General features: G+C 46.2%; 20 protein-coding genes. 18 read left to right on the top strand and 2 right to left on the bottom strand.

From position 1 onward, the window contains the following. The first annotated feature begins 31 nt into the window (after positions 1 to 31). The 7 genes from AB4Z50_RS06710 to AB4Z50_RS06680 all read left to right on the top strand — a co-directional run bounded on the left by AB4Z50_RS06710 (position 32) and on the right by AB4Z50_RS06680 (position 11,125). On the top strand, positions 32 to 970 hold the full coding sequence (locus AB4Z50_RS06710; protein ID WP_179089866.1) for an ABC transporter permease: 939 nt from the start codon (positions 32 to 34) through the stop codon (positions 968 to 970). 50 nt (positions 971 to 1,020) lie between these two features. Beyond that, positions 1,021 to 1,935, top strand: coding sequence for a carbohydrate ABC transporter permease (locus AB4Z50_RS06705; RefSeq protein ID WP_076269714.1), 915 nt, complete (start codon positions 1,021 to 1,023; stop codon positions 1,933 to 1,935). Positions 1,936 to 1,967: 32 nt separating this feature from the next. Beyond that, the gene (locus AB4Z50_RS06700) at positions 1,968 to 3,287 is read left to right on the top strand and encodes a glycoside hydrolase family 125 protein (protein WP_076269715.1); all 1,320 of its coding nucleotides are present in this window, start codon (positions 1,968 to 1,970) and stop codon (positions 3,285 to 3,287) included. Continuing rightward, complete coding sequence (locus tag AB4Z50_RS06695) at positions 3,284 to 6,415, top strand: beta-galactosidase (RefSeq protein ID WP_441877186.1); 3,132 nt, start codon at positions 3,284 to 3,286, stop codon at positions 6,413 to 6,415. Before AB4Z50_RS06700 ends, AB4Z50_RS06695 begins: the two co-directional genes overlap by 4 nt. Positions 6,416 to 6,435: 20 nt before the next feature. Beyond that, positions 6,436 to 9,174: an alpha-mannosidase gene (locus AB4Z50_RS06690; protein WP_441877577.1), complete on the top strand. Its 2,739-nt coding sequence runs from the start codon at positions 6,436 to 6,438 to the stop codon at positions 9,172 to 9,174. A 252-nt stretch (positions 9,175 to 9,426) separates the two neighbouring features. Further along, positions 9,427 to 9,666 carry a YolD-like family protein gene (locus AB4Z50_RS06685; RefSeq protein WP_076269718.1) on the top strand — a complete coding sequence of 80 codons (240 nt, stop codon included), beginning with the start codon at positions 9,427 to 9,429 and terminating at the stop codon, positions 9,664 to 9,666. 226 nt (positions 9,667 to 9,892) lie between these two features. Then, positions 9,893 to 11,125 carry an aminopeptidase gene (locus AB4Z50_RS06680; RefSeq protein ID WP_441877183.1) on the top strand — a complete coding sequence of 411 codons (1,233 nt, stop codon included), beginning with the start codon at positions 9,893 to 9,895 and terminating at the stop codon, positions 11,123 to 11,125. Positions 11,126 to 11,506: 381 nt separating this feature from the next. Here the strand turns inward: AB4Z50_RS06680 and AB4Z50_RS06675 are convergent, their stop codons facing one another. Together AB4Z50_RS06675 and AB4Z50_RS06670 are read right to left on the bottom strand one after the other, a co-directional pair. Continuing rightward, positions 11,507 to 11,917 (bottom strand): ImmA/IrrE family metallo-endopeptidase, encoded by a 411-nt coding sequence (locus tag AB4Z50_RS06675; RefSeq protein ID WP_441877180.1) that lies wholly within the window; start codon positions 11,915 to 11,917, stop codon positions 11,507 to 11,509. Positions 11,918 to 11,925: 8 nt separating this feature from the next. Further along, complete coding sequence (locus AB4Z50_RS06670; protein WP_076269721.1) at positions 11,926 to 12,351, bottom strand: helix-turn-helix domain-containing protein; 426 nt, start codon at positions 12,349 to 12,351, stop codon at positions 11,926 to 11,928. 256 nt (positions 12,352 to 12,607) lie between these two features. Between AB4Z50_RS06670 and AB4Z50_RS06665 the strand changes: the two genes are divergently transcribed. The 11 genes from AB4Z50_RS06665 (at position 12,608) to AB4Z50_RS06615 (ending at position 21,638) form a co-directional block, all read left to right on the top strand. Then, entirely contained in the window at positions 12,608 to 13,228 is a 621-nt protein-coding gene (locus AB4Z50_RS06665) for an ECF-type sigma factor (protein ID WP_339207323.1), read from the top strand. 178 nt (positions 13,229 to 13,406) lie between these two features. Next, positions 13,407 to 13,595 (top strand): hypothetical protein, encoded by a 189-nt coding sequence (locus tag AB4Z50_RS06660; RefSeq protein WP_339207325.1) that lies wholly within the window; start codon positions 13,407 to 13,409, stop codon positions 13,593 to 13,595. A gap of 3 nt (positions 13,596 to 13,598) precedes the next feature. Continuing rightward, positions 13,599 to 14,915: a phage tail sheath family protein gene (locus tag AB4Z50_RS06655; protein WP_441877175.1), complete on the top strand. Its 1,317-nt coding sequence runs from the start codon at positions 13,599 to 13,601 to the stop codon at positions 14,913 to 14,915. Position 14,916: 1 nt separating this feature from the next. Beyond that, positions 14,917 to 15,375, top strand: a complete 459-nt coding sequence (locus AB4Z50_RS06650; protein WP_076269725.1) for a phage tail tube protein — start codon at positions 14,917 to 14,919, stop codon at positions 15,373 to 15,375. A gap of 32 nt (positions 15,376 to 15,407) precedes the next feature. Further along, positions 15,408 to 15,830, top strand: coding sequence for a phage tail assembly chaperone (locus AB4Z50_RS06645; RefSeq protein ID WP_076269726.1), 423 nt, complete (start codon positions 15,408 to 15,410; stop codon positions 15,828 to 15,830). Positions 15,831 to 16,059: 229 nt separating this feature from the next. Next, positions 16,060 to 18,273 (top strand): hypothetical protein, encoded by a 2,214-nt coding sequence (locus AB4Z50_RS06640; protein WP_441877171.1) that lies wholly within the window; start codon positions 16,060 to 16,062, stop codon positions 18,271 to 18,273. Then, positions 18,270 to 18,935, top strand: a complete 666-nt coding sequence (locus tag AB4Z50_RS06635) for a LysM peptidoglycan-binding domain-containing protein (protein ID WP_430057291.1) — start codon at positions 18,270 to 18,272, stop codon at positions 18,933 to 18,935. Before AB4Z50_RS06640 ends, AB4Z50_RS06635 begins: the two co-directional genes overlap by 4 nt. A gap of 4 nt (positions 18,936 to 18,939) precedes the next feature. Beyond that, positions 18,940 to 19,908 (top strand): XkdQ/YqbQ family protein, encoded by a 969-nt coding sequence (locus tag AB4Z50_RS06630; protein ID WP_441877167.1) that lies wholly within the window; start codon positions 18,940 to 18,942, stop codon positions 19,906 to 19,908. Further along, positions 19,908 to 20,210: a DUF2577 domain-containing protein gene (locus AB4Z50_RS06625; protein ID WP_441877164.1), complete on the top strand. Its 303-nt coding sequence runs from the start codon at positions 19,908 to 19,910 to the stop codon at positions 20,208 to 20,210. Before AB4Z50_RS06630 ends, AB4Z50_RS06625 begins: the two co-directional genes overlap by 1 nt. Further along, positions 20,207 to 20,608 (top strand): DUF2634 domain-containing protein, encoded by a 402-nt coding sequence (locus tag AB4Z50_RS06620; protein WP_441877161.1) that lies wholly within the window; start codon positions 20,207 to 20,209, stop codon positions 20,606 to 20,608. Before AB4Z50_RS06625 ends, AB4Z50_RS06620 begins: the two co-directional genes overlap by 4 nt. Continuing rightward, positions 20,601 to 21,638: a baseplate J/gp47 family protein gene (locus AB4Z50_RS06615; RefSeq protein WP_441877158.1), complete on the top strand. Its 1,038-nt coding sequence runs from the start codon at positions 20,601 to 20,603 to the stop codon at positions 21,636 to 21,638. The genes AB4Z50_RS06620 and AB4Z50_RS06615 overlap by 8 nt, the downstream gene beginning before the upstream one ends. The last annotated feature ends 1 nt before the right edge of the window (position 21,639 follow it).

The following is a 21,639-nucleotide window of genomic DNA, read 5'->3' as shown; positions in this document are numbered from 1 at the left end:
CTCATTAATCTGACAACTGAGAGGTGATCACGTGGGAGCCATAGGACGGTTTTTCAAAGATATTAATAAAAATAAAGCGATGTTGATTATGGTGCTGCCAGCAACAATCTGGTTCATCTTCTTCTCTTATTTGCCGATGGCCGGTATGGTTATTGCGTTTAAGGAGTACAGATACAGCCGGGATGGATTTCTTGCCAGCATTATCGAGAGCAAGTGGGTAGGCCTGCAAAACTTTAAATTTCTATTCAGTACCAATGATGCTTACATCATTACACGCAATACCGTCGTTTATAACATCTTCTTTATCGTGCTTGGTCTAGTCATTGCCGTTGCAATGGCGATTATGCTGGCTGAGATTACGAACAAGAAATTAGCAAAAGTATACCAAACAGGTATGTTTCTTCCATACTTCTTATCATGGGTTATCGTCGGTTATTTCGTATTCAGCTTCCTGAGCTTGGATAAAGGCGTTGTGAACCAAGTGTTCAACTGGTTCGGCATCGATCCGATAAACTGGTACTCTGATCCAACCTATTGGCCGATTATTATCGTCGTCGTATTTCTTTGGAAATCAGTCGGCTACAACAGTGTCATCTATTTGGCAGCCATCATGGGTATTGATAAATCCCTTTATGAAGCGGCAATGATCGATGGCGCAAATAAATGGCAGCAAATTCGCAGCATTACGATCCCGATGCTTACACCGCTCATTACAATATTGACGCTGCTTGCAATCGGTAAAATCTTCTATGCGGATTTCGGACTGTTCTATCAAGTGCCAAGGGACTCTGGAACACTCTACAGCGTAACGAATGTTATCGATACTTATGTGTATCGCGGATTGAAATCAACTGGTGAAATCGGTATGAGTACAGCAGCAGGCTTGTATCAGTCGATCATTGGATTTGTACTCGTTATTACATCGAACGGAATTGTTCGTAAATTCAACAAAGACAATGCTTTGTTCTAGTCTAAAGGCTATACTGCTGGAACAAGCATTGCGCAGGGAGGAAAACCGCTATGTCCGCTCAAACGAAAACCCGCGACTTTCATAGGTTGACGCCCATTTGGAATATAGGATTCCATTCCGTGGCTGGTATTTTTGCATTGTTATGTGTATTTCCTTTTTTATTCGTCACCATCATTTCGTTTACGGATGAGGCGACGCTAGCTAAAAACGGCTATTCGCTTTTTCCTGAAAAATGGAGCTTTGAGGCTTACAGCTATTTATTTAAAGCGGGGGATCAACTGCTTCGCTCTTATGGGGTAACGATAGCTGTTACCGTTATTGGTACTGTCATTGGTGTTGTATGTACAGCGCTTTTCGCTTACGCAATCTCACGCAAAAGCTTTAAATATCGCGGTTTCTTCGCATTTTTCGCCTTTTTTACGATGCTATTTAACGGTGGTCTCGTGCCGTCTTATATTGTTGTTACACAGCTGCTTGGACTTAAAGACTCCATTTGGGCGCTTATTTTACCGCTTGCGGTCAACGCTTTCTACATTATGATCCTAAGGACATTCTTCTCGACCATGGTGCCAGATGCTATTATAGAATCAGGCAAAATCGATGGTGCGGGAGAATTTGGAACCTTCTTCAAGCTGGTGCTGCCTTTGTCGCTTCCAGGGCTTGCAACCATCGCTTTGTTCAGTACACTAGGCTATTGGAATGATTGGTTTAACGCCTTGCTGTACATTAACACGCCGAATTTAGTGCCGCTTCAGTCGATGCTGATGCGGATCGAGAATAGTATGCAATTCATTATGCAAAACTCGCAAAATGCATCGCTCAGCACCGGTTTGCTGCAGTCGATGCCGCAGGATACTTCGCGTATGGCGATGGTGGTGCTGGCAACAGGCCCAATCGTATTCGCTTATCCTTTCTTCCAAAGATATTTCATTCAAGGCTTGACGGTTGGTGCCGTTAAGGAATAATTACGAATTATATTTCTAAAGGAGCAAATACGATGGAGCAATTTAGATTACCGAAAATTCCGATGCCTGAGCTAACGCTGCCGCAGGCGATTCAAGACGTGCTGAAGGAAGCGGAGCAGAAGCTGGCACATCGCCCGAAGCTGCTTCAATTGTTCAAAAATTGCTTTCCGAATACGCTGGAAACAACGACAAAGCTGATGGACGATGGCACGACATTTGTAATCACTGGCGATATCCCTGCGATGTGGCTTCGTGATTCCGTCGAGCAAGTGATGCACTACGTTCCATTCGCAAAACATGATAAAGATTTGCAAAGAATTCTTAGTGGTTTGATTAAACGCCATATTTCCTATATTCAAATCGACCCTTATGCGAATGCGTTCAATGAGTCCGCTAATGATTGGCACTGGAATACTACGGATGAAACTGATATGTCTCCATGGGTATGGGAGCGCAAGTTCGAGCTTGACTCCATTTGTTTCTCCATGCGCCTCGCGCATGCTTACTGGAAAGAAACGGAGCTGACGGATATTTTCGATTCCGGCTTTAAAGCAGCGATGCGCCGCATCGTAGAGCTTTGGAAGACAGAACAGCGCCATTTTGAACAATCGCCTTATCGTTTTACTCGTGATAATGGCATTCCAACTGATTCACTTCGCAATTCTGGTCTAGGCATGCCTGTAAATTATACGGGTATGATTTGGTCAGGCTTCCGTCCAAGCGATGATGCATGTGATTTCCATTACAACATCCCGGATAACATGTTTGCGGTTGTTACGCTTCGTCAAATGGAGGAAATAGCGGAATGGGTATTCCGTGACATGGATTTCCTTAAAGAATTGAAAAAGCTAGAAGAGGATGTCAACCATGGCATTCAGCTTTACGGTATTTATCAGCATCCGGAATTCGGACCTATTTATGCTTATGAAACGGATGGTTTCGGCAACTACTGCTTGATGGATGATGCAGGAACTCCGGGCTTGATCTCGATCCCATACCTTGGTTATGTGGATGCAGAAGATCCGATTTATGTGAATACGAGAAAGTTTGCTCTAAGCAAACATAACCCTTTCTACTATGAAGGAACGGCAGCAAAAGGTATCGGCAGCCCGCATACGCCTCCAGGCTACATCTGGCATATGGCATTGTCGATGCAAGGCATTACAGCTACTAGCAGCGAAGAAAAGCTAGATTTGATTGCGATGCTGGAAGCGACTGACGCGGACACAGGCTACATGCACGAAGGTTTCCATGCGGATGATCCAACTGTGTTCACGCGCAAATGGTTCGCTTGGTCGAACAGTCTTTTCTCACAGCTTGTCTATCAAGCGATGAAGGATGAGATTCTATGAGCATGATTATTTTCTATGATCCATCGTTTCCAATCGATTCTCGCATAAGCTCGGATGCGGAAGGACAGCTTCTGCAAATCGGCAGCGTCGTTCGCGCGAATAATCTTGGAGCGGCACTCGCTGCTGCAGATGGCGGAAGCTTTATAAATATGCATGCACCGTATTTCCCTAAGCAAGCATGGTCTGAAATTTTAGCCTACTTAAAGCGCGGTGGAGGTTTAATCAGCATCGGCGGCGTTCCATTCAAAAAACCAGTTTCAAAAAACGAAGCTGGCGTTTGGGAGCCAGAATCTGAGCAAACCGCTTATCACCGCGAGCTTCATATTCATGAGGCTTTGCCTGTAGATGCAGCACCGATTATGAAATTGCGTGCGATGGAAGATCTTCCGCTGCTGCAAGGCAAAGAATCCATGTTTGAGGTTTCAAGTACTTGGAATCTAGTGCCTCATGTAACCAAAACGAGTGATTTGCCGCATCAGATGGGTTCCGCTGGACCGATGGATGCACAATTGTACCCGCTTCTAAAGGGTGTTTCAGCTGAAGGAAGAGAAGTAGCAGCACCTGTCGTACTATGGGAGAACACGAAGGGAATGTTCGCAGGCGCGCGCTGGTTGTTCGTAAATCAGCCGTTAACGGAGCTATTCTGGCAAAGCGGAGGAGCGGACGAACTTCGCCGCTGGTCGGAATTCTGCTCAGCAGGCGTAACAGAGCTGTGGCTGAAGCCTAATTATGCGTCCTTCGAGCTGGATGAGCGTGCGATGCTGACGCTGCAAGTACAACAGCTTAGCCGTTATGCTTCTGCGACAGATTTGCCAGCTGCAAGCTGGAACTTTTCGATTACGATCCAGCATGAAAGCAAGCAAGATGAGCGGTGGACGAGCAGCATCAAAGCGGAAGCAGCGAGCAAACAGCATATCGTTCGTATTCCCGTTCCACTTGCAATCGTGAGCGGTTACTACAAGGTGGACTGTATCGCGGAGTCAACGGATGGAGAAGTACGTATTCTTCGCCAAGGCTTCTGGGGTTTTGATGCTGAGCTGCTTGCAGAGGGAACTCCGGTTACGAGCGAACGTGATTATTTCGTAAAAGACGGCAGACCGATGCCGGTTGTCGGCATGACCTACATGACGTCGGATGTTGCGCGCAAGTTTTTATTTTTGCCAAACGCATCGGTTTGGGATCGTGATATGGCTCAGATGCGCAAAGCAGGCATCAACTGGATCAGAACCGGCATATGGACGGCTTATCGCAATATAATGCAGGTTGATGGCCATGCATCGGAAGAGGCGCTTCGCTCCATTGATGCGTTTCTGCTTACGGCCAAACGCCATGATTTGCAGGTAACCTTTACTTTCTTCTCATTCACTCCGGAAACTTGGGAAGGCCAAAATCCTTATCTCGATCCGCGGAGTTTAGAAGCACAGAAACGGTTTATCCGCTCGATCATTTCGCGTCACAAACAATCGAAGCATGTTGATTGGGATTTAATTAACGAGCCGTCAATGTTTGATCCTCCTCGTATTTTTTCTGATGGACCAAGATCAGCACGCGATCCATTCGAGCAGGCGGCCTATGCAGCTTGGCTTAAGGAACGCCACGAATCTGTGGAGAAGCTGCAGAAGCTATGGAATATGACGCCAGAGCAGCTGCCGAGCTTTGAAGCGGTGAAAGTGCCTGAGCCAGAGGAAATCAACTTTGACGTTCAAGATATGCATCAAGGCAAGAAGGGTACGCGCTGGCTTGATTATGTATTGTTCTCCATGGATATGCACAATCGCTGGGCACAGGAGCTGTACCAGGCCATTAAAGAAGAATGCCCAGATCATATGGTTACGGTCGGACAGGATGAAGCGCTTGGCGCGCAGAGACCTTCACCATTCTTCTATGGCGAGGCTGTCGATTATACAACCGTGCATTCCTGGTGGTTGAATGATCATTTGGTTTGGGACAGTATTTTTGCTAAGACGGCAGACAAGCCGAATTTGGTGCAGGAAACGGGCATTATGTACGTGGAAACACCAGAAGGACGCGCGAAACGTTCGGAAGCAGAACTACGCGATATTCTTGAGCGCAAATATGCCTATGCTTTTGCAACAGGTGGCGCAGGTGCGGTGCAATGGATTTGGAATACAAATTTCTATATGGACAATGCGAATGAATCGCACATTGGCGCACTTCGTGCAGATGGCACGGAGAAACCTGAGGCAAATGTATCTTATGATTTCGGACGCTTCATGGGTGAAATCAGAGATTTGTTCAGAGGGCGGGAGCTTGAGGATACCGCAGTTGTTTTCCCTTATTCCAATGATTTCTCCAATCGCAAGCTGGCATTTGATGCAACAACTAAAGCAACGCGGGTGCTGGCCTATGAGCTGAACAAGCCATTCCGCGGCGCTTCGGAATATCACCTGGACGAGCTGGAAGCAAATCCGGTTAAGCTTGTTATTGTACCAAGTGCCCATAATATTGAAGATGCTGCAATGAACCAGCTGCTTAGCTACGTTGAACGTACAGGAGCAACTTTGCTGCTGACGGGTCCAACAAGCCTTGATGCATACTGGCGTCAAGTCGATCGTCATGCTGAGTTGTTTGGATCAAGAGAGCTTGTCAATGTACGCCGCGAAGAACTGCTTCGCATCGGTGATCGTTTGCTGCCTGTTTCTTATGGCAATCGGAGAATTGCTCAGGTATGGAAGGAAGCGCAAAAAGGAACGTCTGCAGCTGAAGTCGATCAGCTTATCGAGCTATCGCACGGCAAAGGAAACATCCTTTGGTGTCCGCTGCCAGTAGAGCTGAATGATCGCATTGAGCCGATCTCAGCCATTTATGAGTTTGCGCTCACCTATGCAGGCTGCAGCGTGGAGCTGGATTGGATTAAAGGCGGGCAACTGCCAGGCGTTTATGGTCGTAAATTGTCCTTCCAAGACGGCGCGTTATTCACATTCGTATCCGAGTTCAGCTTGGATGTTGATATTGAGGTGAAAGACCCTGTAACCGGCGTTTCCTACGCTTTTACGCTGGAGAAGGAGCGGTCTGTACTCTTTGCAGTGGATAAAAACGGTCAGCTGCTGTCCGTTTACCGACCTGATCAGGTGAATGTGAACGTAATTCCTGCAAACAACGATTAACAAGAAGAGGTGTTCTAGTGATGAAAGACAAACGAACAGCCCATATCATCTCGCATACCCACTGGGATCGGGAATGGTATTTGCCATATGAGAAGCACCATGTATTGCTAGTAAAATTGATGGATACGCTGCTTCATACACTTGATACGGATCCGGACTTCAAAAGCTTTTATTTGGACGGCCAAACGATCATTTTGGAAGATTATTTGCAGGTTCGCCCCGAGAATCGTGAGCGCCTAGAACGTTATATTAAAGAAGGCCGTATTCCGATCGGACCTTGGTATATTTTGCAGGATGCCTTCCTGACGAGCAGTGAAGCGAATCTTCGCAACTTGCAAATCGGTCATCAGGATGCGAGCCGTTATGGAACGATTGCCAAAGTTGGATATTTTCCAGATACGTTCGGAAATATCGGTCAAGCTCCGCAAATTTTGCGTCAAGCAGGCATCGATAATGCGGTATTTGGTAGAGGCGTGAAGCCAACGGGCTTTAACAATACAGTAGCAGATTCCGATTATGAATCATCCTTCTCGGAGCTGATTTGGGAAGGGCCAGACGGTTCGCAAGTGCTGGGCGTGTTGTTCGCCAACTGGTACTGCAACGGCATGGAAGTGCCTACAGATGAAGCAAGCGCCAAGGAATATTGGGAGCGCAAGCTGGCTGAGGCAGAGAAGTATGCTGCTACAGGCCAATTGCTGTTCATGAACGGATGCGACCATCAGCCGATTCAGCAGGATTTGTCTGCTGCGCTGAAAACAGCAAGAGAGCTTTTCCCTGATACAGAATTCATTCATTCGAATTTCCAAGATTATTTGGCGTCGGTGAATGCTTCACTTACACGCGAGCTGTCTGTCGTGAAAGGTGAGCTTCGCAGCCAACGTACAGACGGCTGGTCAACGCTTGTGAATACTGCTTCCGCACGTGTTTACTTGAAGCAAATGAATCAGCTTGGTCAAGCCATGCTGGAGAAGGTAGCGGAGCCGCTTGCTGCGCTTGCTTATTCACTTGGCCACGAATACCCGCATCACTTGTTTACTTACGCTTGGAAAACACTGATGCAGAACCATCCGCATGACAGCATTTGCGGCTGCAGCGTGGACGAGGTTCACCGTGAGATGGTGACTCGCTTCGATAAGAGCCGTCATATTGCAGAAGCAATTATTGACGATAGCAAAGTGATAATTGCCGATGCGGTTGACACTTCCATATTTGAACAATATGGCGAAGATGCACTGCCGTTTGTTGTCTACAATACAACGGGCTGGGATCGCAGCGGAGTAGTAGAGGTTGAGCTGGACATCGCTCGCATTTACTTCCGTGATGGTTTGTCGCTGGATGAGATGAACAAGAAAATGTATGCTGTCGATGTAACGGGCAGAACGCTTGTTAATTCAAGCGGCGAAGCCATTGCGCATACAGCTTCTGATATGGGACTTCAATTCGGTTATGATCTGCCAGATGACAAGTTCCGTCAGCCATATATGAGCCGCAAAGTGAAGCTGACATTCGAAGCAGCGGAAGTTGCTGCGCTAGGCTTGGCAGCTTATGGCTATGTTCGGAATGCGAAAGCAGAATTGCAGCCATCACAATCGCTTGTTGCTTGCGAGCATGCGCTTGAGAACGAATGGCTTCGAATTGATATCGCGCAGGACGGATCGTTTAACTTGACCGATAAACGCTGCGGTCAAATCTATCGCGAGCTTGGCGTGTATGAGAATACAGGCGATATCGGCAACGAATATATGTACAAGCAGCCAACCGGCGAGCAAACGTTGACAACGAAGGGTGTACCTGCAAGCATTCGTCTAATCGAGAATACGGCATACCGTGCGGCATTCGAGATCGTTCATGAATGGGCAGTTCCTGCTTCAGCAGAACCATACTTCGAAGTAGAGAAGCAAGAGGCTGTTTATTTCCCTGAGCGGAAGTCACAACGTACAGAAACGACAGTTCCACTTACAATCCGGACTGAAATTGCAATAAGCCGCAAAGGCGAAGGGGTAGAATGGAAATCCTCCTTCAACAACCAAGCGAAGGATCACCGGGTTCGCGTATTGTTCCCAACAGATTTGGAAACAACGGTTCATCAAGCGGACTCCATCTTTGAGGTTGCAACGCGTGATAACGAGCCGGCAGCAGAGTGGATCAATCCTAGCAACGCACAGCATCAACAGGCGTTTGTCGATGTGAGCGGCGAGCAAGCTGGTTTGACGGTTGCTAACCTTGGCCTGAATGAATACGAAGTATTGCGCGATGGACGTAATACCATTGCGATTACATTGCTTCGTGCAGTTGCTGAGCTTGGCGATTGGGGCGTATTCCCTACACCAGAAGCACAATGCTTGGGTGAGCAAAGCTTCAGCTTGACGATCCTTCCGCATAACGGCGACGGAGTTGCATCCGGCGCATATGCAGCGGCATATCAGTTCCAAGTGCCGTGGACGGTTAGTCAGACAGGCGTTCATGCCGGCAAGCTTGCTCCAAACGGCGCTTTATTCGCTTGGGACGGCAATGGACTAGCATTCTCCTCCATGAAGGTGAATGAGCAATCTGGCGATTTCATGCTTAGATGGTATAATATGAAGCCTTCTGAAACGGCGCTTAAGCTGTCAGAAGCAGCAGCTGTGTCACTTGAACAAGCTTATAAAAGTAATGTGCTTGAGCATGAAGTCGAAAATCTTGCTGTAGATGGACAATCGCTGCTTGAAGTATCGGTTGGTCCTTGTGAGATTTTGACCATTGGGATTAAGCATTCATAAATAGTAACGAAGCCCTCTGCTATGGACTGCCATACGGAGGGCTTCTTTTTATTCAATAGAGAGGTTCAGGCTATGATCTCGCATTCCAATAATTGTTGCTGAAACTCTCGCAATATCGCTAACAGAGAAAGTTGCGGCATGCTATAATAGATATATTCGCGTAACTTAGATCGATAGGAACAGGGTCTCCTCGAGCGGAGGGGCCCTTTTTTATTGAAAATACGGGTACATACCTAGCAGGAGGGGAACAAGGTGGCAAAAGGACCAAAGAGGCCTACTAGAGATGAATTTGAGCTGGAAGAGCTGGGCGAGCGGCTGGTTGAAGCAAAGCAAGAAGGCACAGAGCTGCTTCTTACGATATGGGCAGCAGAGCAAGTAAGAGGCGTCATTACGGTGCTCGATTCAAGAACAAAGAAGGTTCATGTGGAATACATGGGCAGCGTAACAAAGGTTCCTTTCATGGATATTATGAAGGTGGAAAGCCCTTATTAATATCATAACCGGGCAGCAATAACATATGAGCTTTCTATAAAAGGTTTCCCTCGTTCATTCGTTGAGCGTTGGGGGGCTTTTTTTTTAAGCTGGAATATTGCCTCTAATAGTAAGATGGATATGTTCGAGCCTGCATTATTTGAGCAATTTACCTTGGAGGATTATAATAGAAGAAGGTTATGGACGATGCAACAAATGAACTGATTATGAAGGAGGATTTACATACATGTATCCAACACCGCAACAATTAGAAAATTACGCAGAGCTGGTCGTTAAGGTTGGCGTCAACGTGCAGCAGGGACAAACGGTTGTTGTCATGGCACCAATTACAGCAGCTCCACTCGTACGGCTTATTGCATCTGAGGCTTATAAAGCAGGCGCAAAAAATGTCCATGTGGAATATAACGATGAGGAGCTTTCCCGCATCAAATACAAGCAGGCTCCTGAAGAGGCTTTCTCGGAGTATCCGATGTGGCGTGCCAAAGCTTGGGAAGAGTTTGTGGAAAATGGGGCGGCATTTATTACGATTTACTCTCCGAACCCAGACTTGCTTAACGATGTAGATGCGAAGCGCGTTGCAACAGCATCAAAAACAGCTTCAACTGCGCTTAGCGGCTATCGCGGTTCACTAATGAATCATACGAATGCTTGGTCGCTTGTATCCTATGCTACTCCGGAATGGGCAGCTAAAGTATTCCCGAATCTCTCACAGGAAGAAGCGGTGCAGAAGCTTTGGGAACGCATTGTTGATGCTACCCGGATAGGCCTTTCAGATCCTGTTCAAGCGTGGAAAGCGCATAATGCCAAGCTGCTTCAGATGGTTGAGCTGCTGAATGGCAAGCGCTACAAACAGCTTCAATATGAAGCGCCAGGCACGAATCTGACGATAGACCTGCCGGATGGACATATTTGGTTAGGCGGCTCCAAAGCAAATGCTAAGGGCGTTTATTTTAATCCGAATATGCCAACGGAAGAAGTATTCACTATGCCAAATAAGGATGGTGTGAACGGAACGGTTCGCAGCACCAAGCCTTTGAATTACAACGGTCAAGTCATTAATGGCTTCAGTTTGACCTTTAAGGATGGCAAAGTAGTAGATCATTCCGCTGAGCAGGGATATGAGGCGCTCACTAATTTGCTGAACACGGATGAAGGGGCAAGACATCTCGGTGAAGTAGCGCTAGTGCCGCATGATTCACCGATTTCGAACTCCAATGTGACGTTTTTCAATACACTGTATGATGAGAACGCGTCCTGTCATCTTGCACTGGGTCAAGCGTACCCGGTCAATATCCAAGGCGGTACAAAAATGTCACCTGAAGAGCTTCTCGCTCATGGTGCAAACAGAAGCCTTACGCATGAAGATTTCATGATCGGCTCGGCTGATATGAATATTGACGGTGTGACGCAGGATGGCACTCGCGAGCCTATCTTCCGCAAAGGCAATTGGGCGATTTAATTCGTCTGATTTCATGACGTCTATGTAAAAAACTATGTGAAAATCTATGTAAAAAGGCTCCTATTCCGCAGTATTGGCTGTGGTATAGGAGCTTTTTGTGTTTATTGGTGCAGCTGGGAGTTCGTATGTGATTTGTACTCGAAGTAAAGGGAAAAACTCCTGTTAAATAATCAGCTTTGCTCATTTAATGCCCGTTAAAAGGAATTTCTCCAGCTAATTCAGCCAATCGCAAGTACTTACGGCTGTATTCACGATATTAACAGGAGTATTTCCAGTTAAACGCGGTAAATACGTCAATTTCAGCTAGATTAGCGGGAGCTTTTCCTGTAAGCGTGAATTTGCACAGCAGCATCCTCATCGAACAATGCAGAATACAGCTAATTAAAAATAAAACTTCTGCATTTCCGTAGGCACACCATTTCTTCGAAGCAGCTCGTCAAGCGTCTCGCTAGGAGCAGGAGAATCGCCTGCTGTCAGCAGCCTTACGGCAAACTTGCTAGCTTGTCGCTCATATTTTCCAACATTAAAAAACGATTGCTCATCCAGCCAAAAACGGTTGAAGCCAGGATGCAAGCGGTCATGCCCGAGCTCATGCGCGCATACGAAGCGGCGCCAATTATCCGGAAGTGAATCGTGAATGACAATAAACCGGCGGCGCAGTTTTTTGAAATAGAGACCACGCGTGCCTTCTCCGAGGTCGGCGTAACGGATATGAATGCCAAGGCCCTCAGCGATGATGAATGGATCGTTAGTCTTATATTTTCGAATGAGCTTCAAAATCATTTTATCCATAGCAACACCTACCCTTTGGCATCATCAGGAGCATCGTTAGTCGGCTCGGTCTTTTTTTTGTGCTTATTCATATGCTTAGCTTCCCAGAACAACCCTGTAAGCACATCCATGACGCGCTGACGATCGGTAGCACTAAGCGGCACGCCGTCAAACATAATTTCCCCGTCTTCCTCAAGCAGCTTTTTAAAGTCGCGCTTATCTTTATACGTAGCCCACTCAGGTATAGTTGCCGAGGCTGCATCGCGGCCAAGCAAATAATCGGTTGTTGTCAGTAAGATATCCGCCATTTTTTGCAAATCTTCACTTGTTGGTGTTACCCGATCATTCTCGATATGACCAAAGTTAGAGCGGCCCATCTCGAGCTTTGCGGCGACATCCTGCTGCGTTAATCCGCGCTCAACCCTCAGTTGTTTAATTCGTGCACCCAATGACATTATAAATACCCTCCGTTTTTGAATATTTGGTATTTTAAATACTTGACGGTAATTAAAATACCAAATACAATGAGATTCATCAGACGAACACTTAAAGAAATGTATCAGTAGATCATAATCGCTATTTTAACTACTTAAAAGTAAGTATATTTTTGATTAGGAGTATTGTCAATACCGGAGAAGTCGCTATATTTTTTTGTTGTGAGTGGTATTTTAAATACTCAATATTCATTAAAACCTAGGGGAGGTTATTTGAATGAATGCAGAACAACAGGTGATTGATCAATTACATGCGTATAAAAGGCTAAAAGCGAGAAAGAAACAGCTGGAGGGTACCTCGGTAGGACCAGGCATGAGGCTAAGTGCAGTATCTGAGGATGATCATTTGCAGGAGCTTCATCGGCAGCTGCGCAAGCTGCCTTCCTATATGTACTTGGATGAGCAGGACCAGCGTATCGAAGCAGCGGCGCATGCGAATCTATCGAAATATCCTATTGGAACGAAAGCGCAGCTAAACGAAGTAAAGAAAAGCCGTGCTACAGCAAGTCCAGCGGATGAAAAGCTGCTGCGAGAGCTGGAGAAAAAGATTGAGAAGGTGCTTGAAGCGCGAGAAGGCTCGGGCGGCTTTGAAGGTTATATGGGCGTCATCGATAAAATAAGCGAGCTTCAGGATATAGAGAAGCAGCTGCAATCTATCGATCAAGCGCTTGAAGCGTTAGAAGCATATGCGCCCGATTACGCTCGGCTGCTGAAGCTTCGTTTTATAGAAGGAAAGCCTACAGAGTTTGTTGCTTCGGAGCTGGGTATCGTTGATCGCACGTTCCGAAGATGGAAGCAAAAGGCGCTTCAAGAAGTTGTCCGCTTTCTGTCCGCCTAATGTCCGTTTTCGCTCAAATAACCGTGATATTATGATATTGTACCAAAGATCATAAACGGGGACGAGCGGTGGACGACACCGAGCGTCCCTTTTGTCTTATCCAGATGAGGAGGTGGTTGAGATGTGAGCGCGGGTGGGTGAAATGGTGCAAATCGTAAGAGGGCGGAGGCAGAACAAAATGAACAAAAGCAGATTGCAGGAAGCTGAGCTGGAACCAAGGTTCAGCAAGGAGCAGCTGAAGTCGGCTAGACGGTATACGCCTTCCCAGAAGGATATACTATCCGCCGTGCTGTTGGAGCAAGAAACGTATACTCACGAACAAGCGTTATCGATGATAACAGCCTATTTGAAAAAGGAGGTCATGTAGAACATGGCAGGAGGAACTTATACATCACAAAATAAGGTGCGCCCCGGCGTTTACATTAACCTGGTTGGCGAGAAGAAAACGGTAGGCAGCATGGGAGAGCGCGGAACGGTGTCCGTACCGCTAAACCTTAACTGGGGGCAGTCGAAGGCCGTTATTGCGATCAACGCTGGCGATGATCTGCGAAGCTTGCTTGGTTATGATCTAAGTGCGCCTGAGCTATTGCTGGTACGCGAAGCCTTCAAGAAAGCAAAAACACTGCTCTTATACCGACTAAACGAAGGAATAAAAGCGACGGCTGTCGCTGGCAGCCTAACGCTTACAGCTAAATTCGGTGGTGTTCGAGGCAATGACATCACCGTTGCGGTCAAACAAAATGTTGACGATGAAGCACGATTTGATGTCATCACTTTTGTTGCTAAAGAGGCAGTTGACTCACAAACAGCAGTGAATATCGCAGAGCTGAAATCGAATGCCTTTGTAAGCTTCGGCGGTACAGGAGCATTGACGTTAGCAGCAGGCGTTCCACTTGTTGGCGGCTCCAACGGTACCGTAACGAATCAAGACCATACCGAATATTTGGCGCAAATTGAGTTGAAGGATTTTAATACCATTGCTCTAGTATCCGCCGACTTGTCCTTAAAATCGGTATATGCTGCTTTTGCCCGCCGTCTGCGCGAGGAAGAAGGCCGCAAAATTCAGGTCGTGCTGGCGAATTATCCGTCAGCTGATTCTGAAGGGGTTATCAGTGTCAAAAATGGCGTCAAGCTGCTGGATGGAACGGTTCTTGATGCACAGAAGGCAACGGTTTGGGTTGCTGCGGCAACTGCCGGAGCACCTATGAATAAATCGCTGACCTATGAAGCCTATGAGGAGGCTGCTGATGCGGACATTCGTTATACGAATTCGCAAACGGTAGAGGCGCTGCAAGCTGGTGAGTTTCTGTTCACGGTAAGCGGCGGCAGAGTCATTGTTGAGCAGGATATTAATACGTTCACTGGCTACTCGCCAGAGAAAGGCAAAGCCTTCTCCAAAAACCGAGTCATTCGTGTGCTGGACGGCATTGCGAACGATTTTAAACATATTTTCGAGTCGTTTTATATTGGAAAAGTTGATAATAACGCAGATGGCAGAAGCCTCTTCCGCAACGAGTGCTTGAAATATTTGAACAATCTTCAGTCGCTCAATGCTATTCAAAACTTTGATGCCCAAGCCGATTTATCGGTTGCAGCTGGTGTCGATACGGACAGCATTATTATCGAGGCTCATATCCAACCGGTTGATAGCGTAGAAAAAGTATATATGAAAGTGACGGTGAAGTAATATGGCATTTTTGAACGCAGGAGATACGATTTCGGGCCGCGAAGGACGGGCTTATACAATAATTAATGGTTTGCAGGAAGAGATGTTTTATATCAAGACGCTGGAGGCAAGCATTGAGAAGCAAAAGGCTGAGATCAAGACGCTTGGCCACCGCGGTTTGCAGCATAAAGCGACGGGATGGTCGGGTACAGGTACGATGACCATCTATTATGTAACGTCAAAATTCCGCCAGATGATGCTGGATTATGTGAATACCGGCGTGGATGCTTATTTTGATATTTCCATTATTAATGAAGATCCGTCTTCGGCTACGGGCAAGCAGACGGTTTTCCTTCATAAGGTGAATCTGAATAAGGTCATAATCGGTAAGCTGGATACGGAAAGCGAAGCTCTTGAAGAAGAGCTGGAATTCACTTTTGAAGGATTGGATATTGCGGAGCAATTTTCAGCTCTTTCTTAAGGCGAAATTAAAAATGATGGAGGCAAGAGACAATGAGTGATTTAAGTGTATTTTTTGCACAAAATGCGGCTGTGGAGTCAACGCAGCCGTTTATCGTATCGGATCGGTTTAAGGATGCAGAAGGGCAGGCTGTTGCTTGGGAGCTGCGCAGCATGACGGAAGCGGAGAACGAGGAGTGCCGCAAGTCATCTACCCGCAAGGTAAAGGGGAAAAATGGCGCATTCACTCCAGAAACCAATACAGACGAGTATTTGGCTAAGCTTGTTGTCAGCAGCATTCAATTCCCGAACCTAAAGGATGCAGATTTGCAAAAATCGTACGGCATCATCGGTGCTGAGAACCTTTTGCGCAAAATGCTTCTCCCTGGCGAATATGCCTCACTCGTACAACGAGTGCAGGAAATCAACGGCTTTAACCAAAGCCTAAACGATTTGGCAGATGAAGTAAAAAACTAATAAAAGAGGGCGACGGAGAAGCGAATTACGCTTATTACGCCCTCCACGAGCTTCGTATACTTCCGCATGAGCTCATGACCATGACTCGGCGAGAGAAAGCGGCAATCTATGCCATGATTGACGTTCGTATCGAGAACGAGAAGAAACAGCGCGCCAAAGCAAAACGAAAATAAGGACGGGCCGCGCTCCCATGAGGGAGCGCTTTTGCCCGTGTGAAGGGGGTGGAAGGATGGCGAGTAATTCCCCTGCTATCATTGAGAATGGCGGGTCTGCCAATACAGGTTCAGCCGAAGCCTTTATTAATTTCATGAATCGTTTGAATGCTGCTTTTATTGAAGCAACAAAGCAAGGCGAAAAATTAGTGAATGCTTTTGATAAAATGCGTGTTGAAACCGTTCAGCTGGACACTGAATTGACGAAGGCAACTTCCTCTATGAATGAGTTTACTGAATCGGTTAAAAGATTAAGAGAAGCAGCAGTTCCTCCGGGTGGTGATTCAGGAGATTCTGGAAATCCTGATGGTTCAGGAAATCCAGACGGTTCTGGTGAAGGAAGGCCTAGACGAGGGTTTCTGGATTTTGAACCTCTTGATATATTAAAAGGTGCTTTTTCTGCTGTACAAGCTTTTAATACGATCATGGAGATGTTTCAGAACAATGAAGCAAATCCAGCTGACCCAGCAGGTGGCGAACCAGCACCTGACGCAATCGTTGATGCCGCTCAAGAGGGGGCATCATTATGGCAATCTGCAATACTCGGCGCTGGACAAAAGCTTACGCAAATGATTGGCATGGCGATTTCCGGGGCTATGGAAGAGAGCAACTCAAAAGCGTTGCTGATTGCTCGTTCCGGCGGTACTAGAATTGGAGAGCCGCTATACGAGAATATACGTGGAAATGCGATTGAAAATGGCGTAGATGTAAACGAAGCCATAAAGACTGCACTGTCACTTATGCCAACTGCTCAAAATACGGGACAGTTGGATCGTATGACCAATATGGCCATGGAGTTGTCTAGCTTAGATCCAAACGGTGGCAGCTCAGAGGATGCAGCAGGTGCAATAAAATCAGCTATGCAAGGTGATTATTCCGGATTAATGGATCAATTTAATATTAGTGAAGAAGCTTTTAAAGATGTCGGTTTCGAAAAAGCCAAGGATATGGATGGTTTTCTTAATGCGCTCGATGCGATGAGAGAAAAAGCAAATTTGGGAACAGAAGCTTTAAACACAGTCGGCGCTAGCCCAGTAAACCAAATCGCCAAGCTGCAAAATACGATTCAATCTGGTTTTGCTGCTGCAGGTATGGGAGCAGTCGCGGCAATGTCACCGCTGCTGGATAAGCTTAATGAACTAGTAGCGAGTGAGAAGTTTCAAGCCTTTTTCACTCTTTTTGGAGACGGATTAACGTTCGTAGCCAATCAGCTTGCCATAGTCGGCGAAGGGGCACTGTGGTTGTTTAGTCAGTTTTTGGACAATTGGCCGTTTATCGCTTCTATTCTTATGCTTGCTGGAGCAGTGCTTCTGCCAACCATACTTACTGCCTTATGGGCAATGGTTGCACCGATTTTGGCACAAGCAGGTGCTTGGCTTCTGGCTCTTTGGCCTATATTGCTCATTATCGCGGTGATAGGTTTATTGGTAGGTCTATTTCTATACTTTGGCGGTACGACGGAGCAGGTAGTTGGCTTCGTTTCCGGCTTATTTTTCGGATTATTTACGGCATTGAAAAATGGCTTCGCCTATTTGTGGAATATCATTTTATCGGTTGCTGAGTTTTTGGTTAACATTTTTATTGACCCTGTATATGCGATTAAAAAGCTTTTTTTTGATCTCACCCAAAATGTGGTTGGTTTCTTTGGCGGGATGATTAACAGCTTTATTGATGGAATAAACTGGGTTCTTACTAAATTGAACAAGATTACTGGTAAAGATTATGAAATAAAAGGCAGATTCGACACGAGCCAAATCGATAAGTTTAAACCAACGAGCGATAAAAATGTTGTGGATTTCTCTAAATACAAAATGGCTCAATCTGACCTTGGAGAAGCCTTTAATAATGGATCGAGTTATGGTAAGGGATTTATGGATGATTTGCAGAAAAAGAAAAACAATACAAGTTATGATTTAAATAAGGAATCAGGCTTCCTTAAGCCAACTGCTGATGCAGGCAGTGGATTTGGAGCAGCAAGTCCTAACATCGACCGAGTCGGCGAAGTTGGAAAAATCAACGATACCGTCGAGATTTCCAGCGAAGATTTGAAGACGATGAGGGAGCTTGCGGAGATGAAGAACATTCAGAACTTCGTGTCGCTGCAGCCTACGGTCAGCGTGCAAACTGGTGATATTAACAATGGCTATGATATCGATACGATTATCGGGCGTATCGAGCGTTCATTGAACGATGAAATTGCCTCATCTGCGGAAGGGGTGTACAACAGATGATTTCAAATGCGCATTATGATTATGAAATCTGGCTTAGCTACAATGATCAAAAGCAGGGCTTCCAGCTCCCGGTCAATCCTCCAGAAATTAAAATTAATGATGGTGCTGGGGGCAAGACCTACGAGGTGTCCGGTTTAGGCGAAATCAATCTCATTCAAAGCTCGAAGCTCACGACGATCTCCTTTGAAAGCTTTTTCCCAAAGACGAACTATCCGTTTGTCGTCAGCAAAACATGGATAGACCCTGCTTTTTATGTCACGGTTATCCTCGATTGGATGGAGAAAAAGTGGCCGATCCGTTTTGTTTATACCGGGGCAACCTTCGATATTAATTTGGCGATGAGCATTGAAAAATTCGAATGGAAGGAAGCGGCGGGCTCTGGAGATATTGAGTACAGTATATCACTGAAAGAATTTGCTTTTTATGGTGCCAGGCCCGTAGTGATTAAAAAGGGAGCGGCAAGCGTGAAGCCCAACTCACGGCCATCGGATAAGCAAGCTCCAAGCACCTATAAGCTGGTTGCCGGGGATACGCTTATTAAAGTAGCTCGCGTTCAGCTTCACAAAGAAGAGCGTTGGCGGGAAATTCAGAAGCTGAACGGCATTAAGGATGCACAGCTCAAAAAGCTGCCCATCGGGATGACGCTAAAGCTGCCGAGGTGATCATATGCTGGAAATATTAATTGATAACCGAAATGGTAAAGTGTGGAATATTACGAGTCTTGTTCCTTCGCTCACCTACAAGACGAAACGAATTGGAGCGGCGTCTAGTTTGGATATGACGGTGCTTAAAGGAAGTCCATTTCAAAGTGCTTCATTTGAGGTGAACAATGGCGATGTCATTCGTGTCCGCAAAGATAATATCAATGTATTTTACGGATATGTATTTGAAGTGAGTACCGGTATGGATGAGAGAATCTCGATAAAAGCCTATGATCAGATTCGCTATTTATTAAGCAATTATTTTTATAAATTTCAAGGGGTTACCGCCTCTCAAATTGTAAAGAAAATTGCCGATGATTTTGGCTTGGAGACAGGCGTGCTGGTGGATACCAAGTACAAAATTCCATCCATGCTGGAGGATAATAAAAAGCTGCTTGATATTATTTGTAAGGCACTTGATCTAACACTCATTCATTCAGGCGGAAATTTTATACTTTTGGATGATTTCGGAAAGCTTTCCTTGCGCAATGTGGAGGAGATGAAGGTTGATTTTGTAATTGGCGATTACAGCCTTATGTTTGATTATGGAATGAAGCGATCGATTGACGGCGATACCTATAACCACATTATTATTTTTGAGGATAATAAAGAAGCAGGCATACGTAAGCATCATCCCAAGAAGGATGACGCTTCAATCGCGAAATGGGGACGGCTTCTGCTTTATCAGCAGGCGGATGAGAAAATGAATGTGGCACAAATAAATGAACAGCTTAATCAGCTGATGAAGCTGAAAAACCGTGAGCAAAAGAGCATCAGTATTGATGCCATTGGTGATTTGCGAGTTAGAGCGGGATGTTATGTACCCGTAGTGATTGATGAGCTCGGCATTCACCAATATTTTCTCGTAGATGAATGCTCGCATAAATTCGAAGCGGATTCGCATACGATGAAGCTGGAATTGAGGGTGATTTAATGGCATTATTGGAGTCGATCAAGAAAGCGGGAGCCGCAGCCTACGCTGCAGGGAATCCGCTAGCCGTCATGGTAGGAAAAGTCATTCAAATCAATCCTCTGGTAGTAAACGTCGATCAACGTTTTACTTTATCAGAGGATTTTTTAATTATACCGGAAAGCCTCGTTAAGTATGAAATTGAGCTGCAAACATCTGAAAAGCTGGTCATCCGCACAGGCTTGGAAGCGGGAGATGCGGTGTTAATGCTCCGCGTACAAGGCGGTCAACAATTTGTAGTACTCGATAAGGTGGCTAAGCCATGATTCCACAGGGAGCAAATGTTGCGGAGGTAACGACGGTAGAGGAGCTCGAAACGAGCGAGACCTATAAGCTTGATTTAGCAAGTAAACGGATCGTAGGCAGGACTGACGGGTTAGAAGCGGTAAAGCAGGCTGTATTCAAAATATTGCAAACAGAGCGATACCGCTATTTTTGCTACAGCACCAATTATGGTACCGAGCTGGAGAGCTTACTTGGAGGATCGCCATCTTATGTTCAATCAGAGCTAAAGCGCAGCATTCAAGAGGCGCTTTTGCAAGATGAGCGGGTGAGTGATGTCATTGATTTTCAGTACGACGTTAAAGATGAAGCTATCATTGTCCAGTTTACTGTCGTAACGGAGTTTGGAAGCTTTGGAGAGGAGGTAAGCCAAAATGTATGAAAACATGACCTTTAGCTATTTGCTCCAGCGAATGCTGGATCGTGTACAAGGGAATGTAGATAAGCGGGAAGGCAGCATTATTTATGATGCGCTGGCACCGGCGGCTGCAGAGCTTTCTGAGCTGTATGCTCAGCTGGACGTCAATATTGATTTAGCTTTTGCAGATACATCGAGCGGGGAATATTTGTCTAGGCGTACAGCAGATTTTGGCGTCAATAGGCAAGCGGCTACGAGAGCGAAGCGGCTCGGTAAATTTTATGGCTCCAGCGGAGCGGCAATGGACGTGCCGATTGGAAGCCGTTTTTCGGCAGATTCGGTTAATTACATTGTAAGAGAGAGATTGGAAGCCGGCTCTTTTGTTCTTGAAAGTGAAACAGAGGGAGTAGCTGGCAATCAGCAATTTGGCGATATGCTGCCTATCGATTATATTAGCTCGCTTGCTCGTGCAGAGCTAGTCGATGTGCTGGTGCCAGGTGAGAACGAGGAGTCGGATGCACAGCTGCGCAGCCGTTTTTTTGCCGAGGTTCAAAATCCAGGGACGAGCGGCAATGTATCAGATTATATGAAATGGGCGTTGTCGGTTCCCGGTGTTGGCGGAGCAAGAGTGATGCCCTTATGGGATGGTCCGGGAACCGTGAAGGTTGTTATCGTCAATTCGGATAAGCAGCCAGCGAGCGAGGTGCTGCAGCATGCGGTGCTTGATTTTATCAATGAGAACAGGCCAATCGGTGCAGAGGTTTCAATCGTTTCCGCTTCGAGTGTACCTATTCGCATCAAGGCTAAGGTTACACTTGCAGCAGGATATACGATTCAGCTTGTGAGCGCGGCTTTTGCTAAAGCACTCACTGCTTATTTAGATGAAACGGCGTTCCGCATTAATTATGTGAGTATCGCTAAGCTCGGTACTTTGCTCTTAGCAGTACCCGGGGTCTTAGACTACGATCGACTTTTACTGAATGGCGGAAGCGATAATATCGGACTTGAAATTGATGAAGTACCTATTGCGGGGCTTGTTGAATTGGAGGTGTAGC

The sequence above is a fragment of the Paenibacillus sp. 2TAB26 genome, assembly GCF_052115145.1.
GTDB lineage: Bacteria > Bacillota > Bacilli > Paenibacillales > Paenibacillaceae > Pristimantibacillus.
Note: the sequence above shows the minus strand (reverse complement) of the source record. Positions and strands in the feature narration are given on the sequence as shown.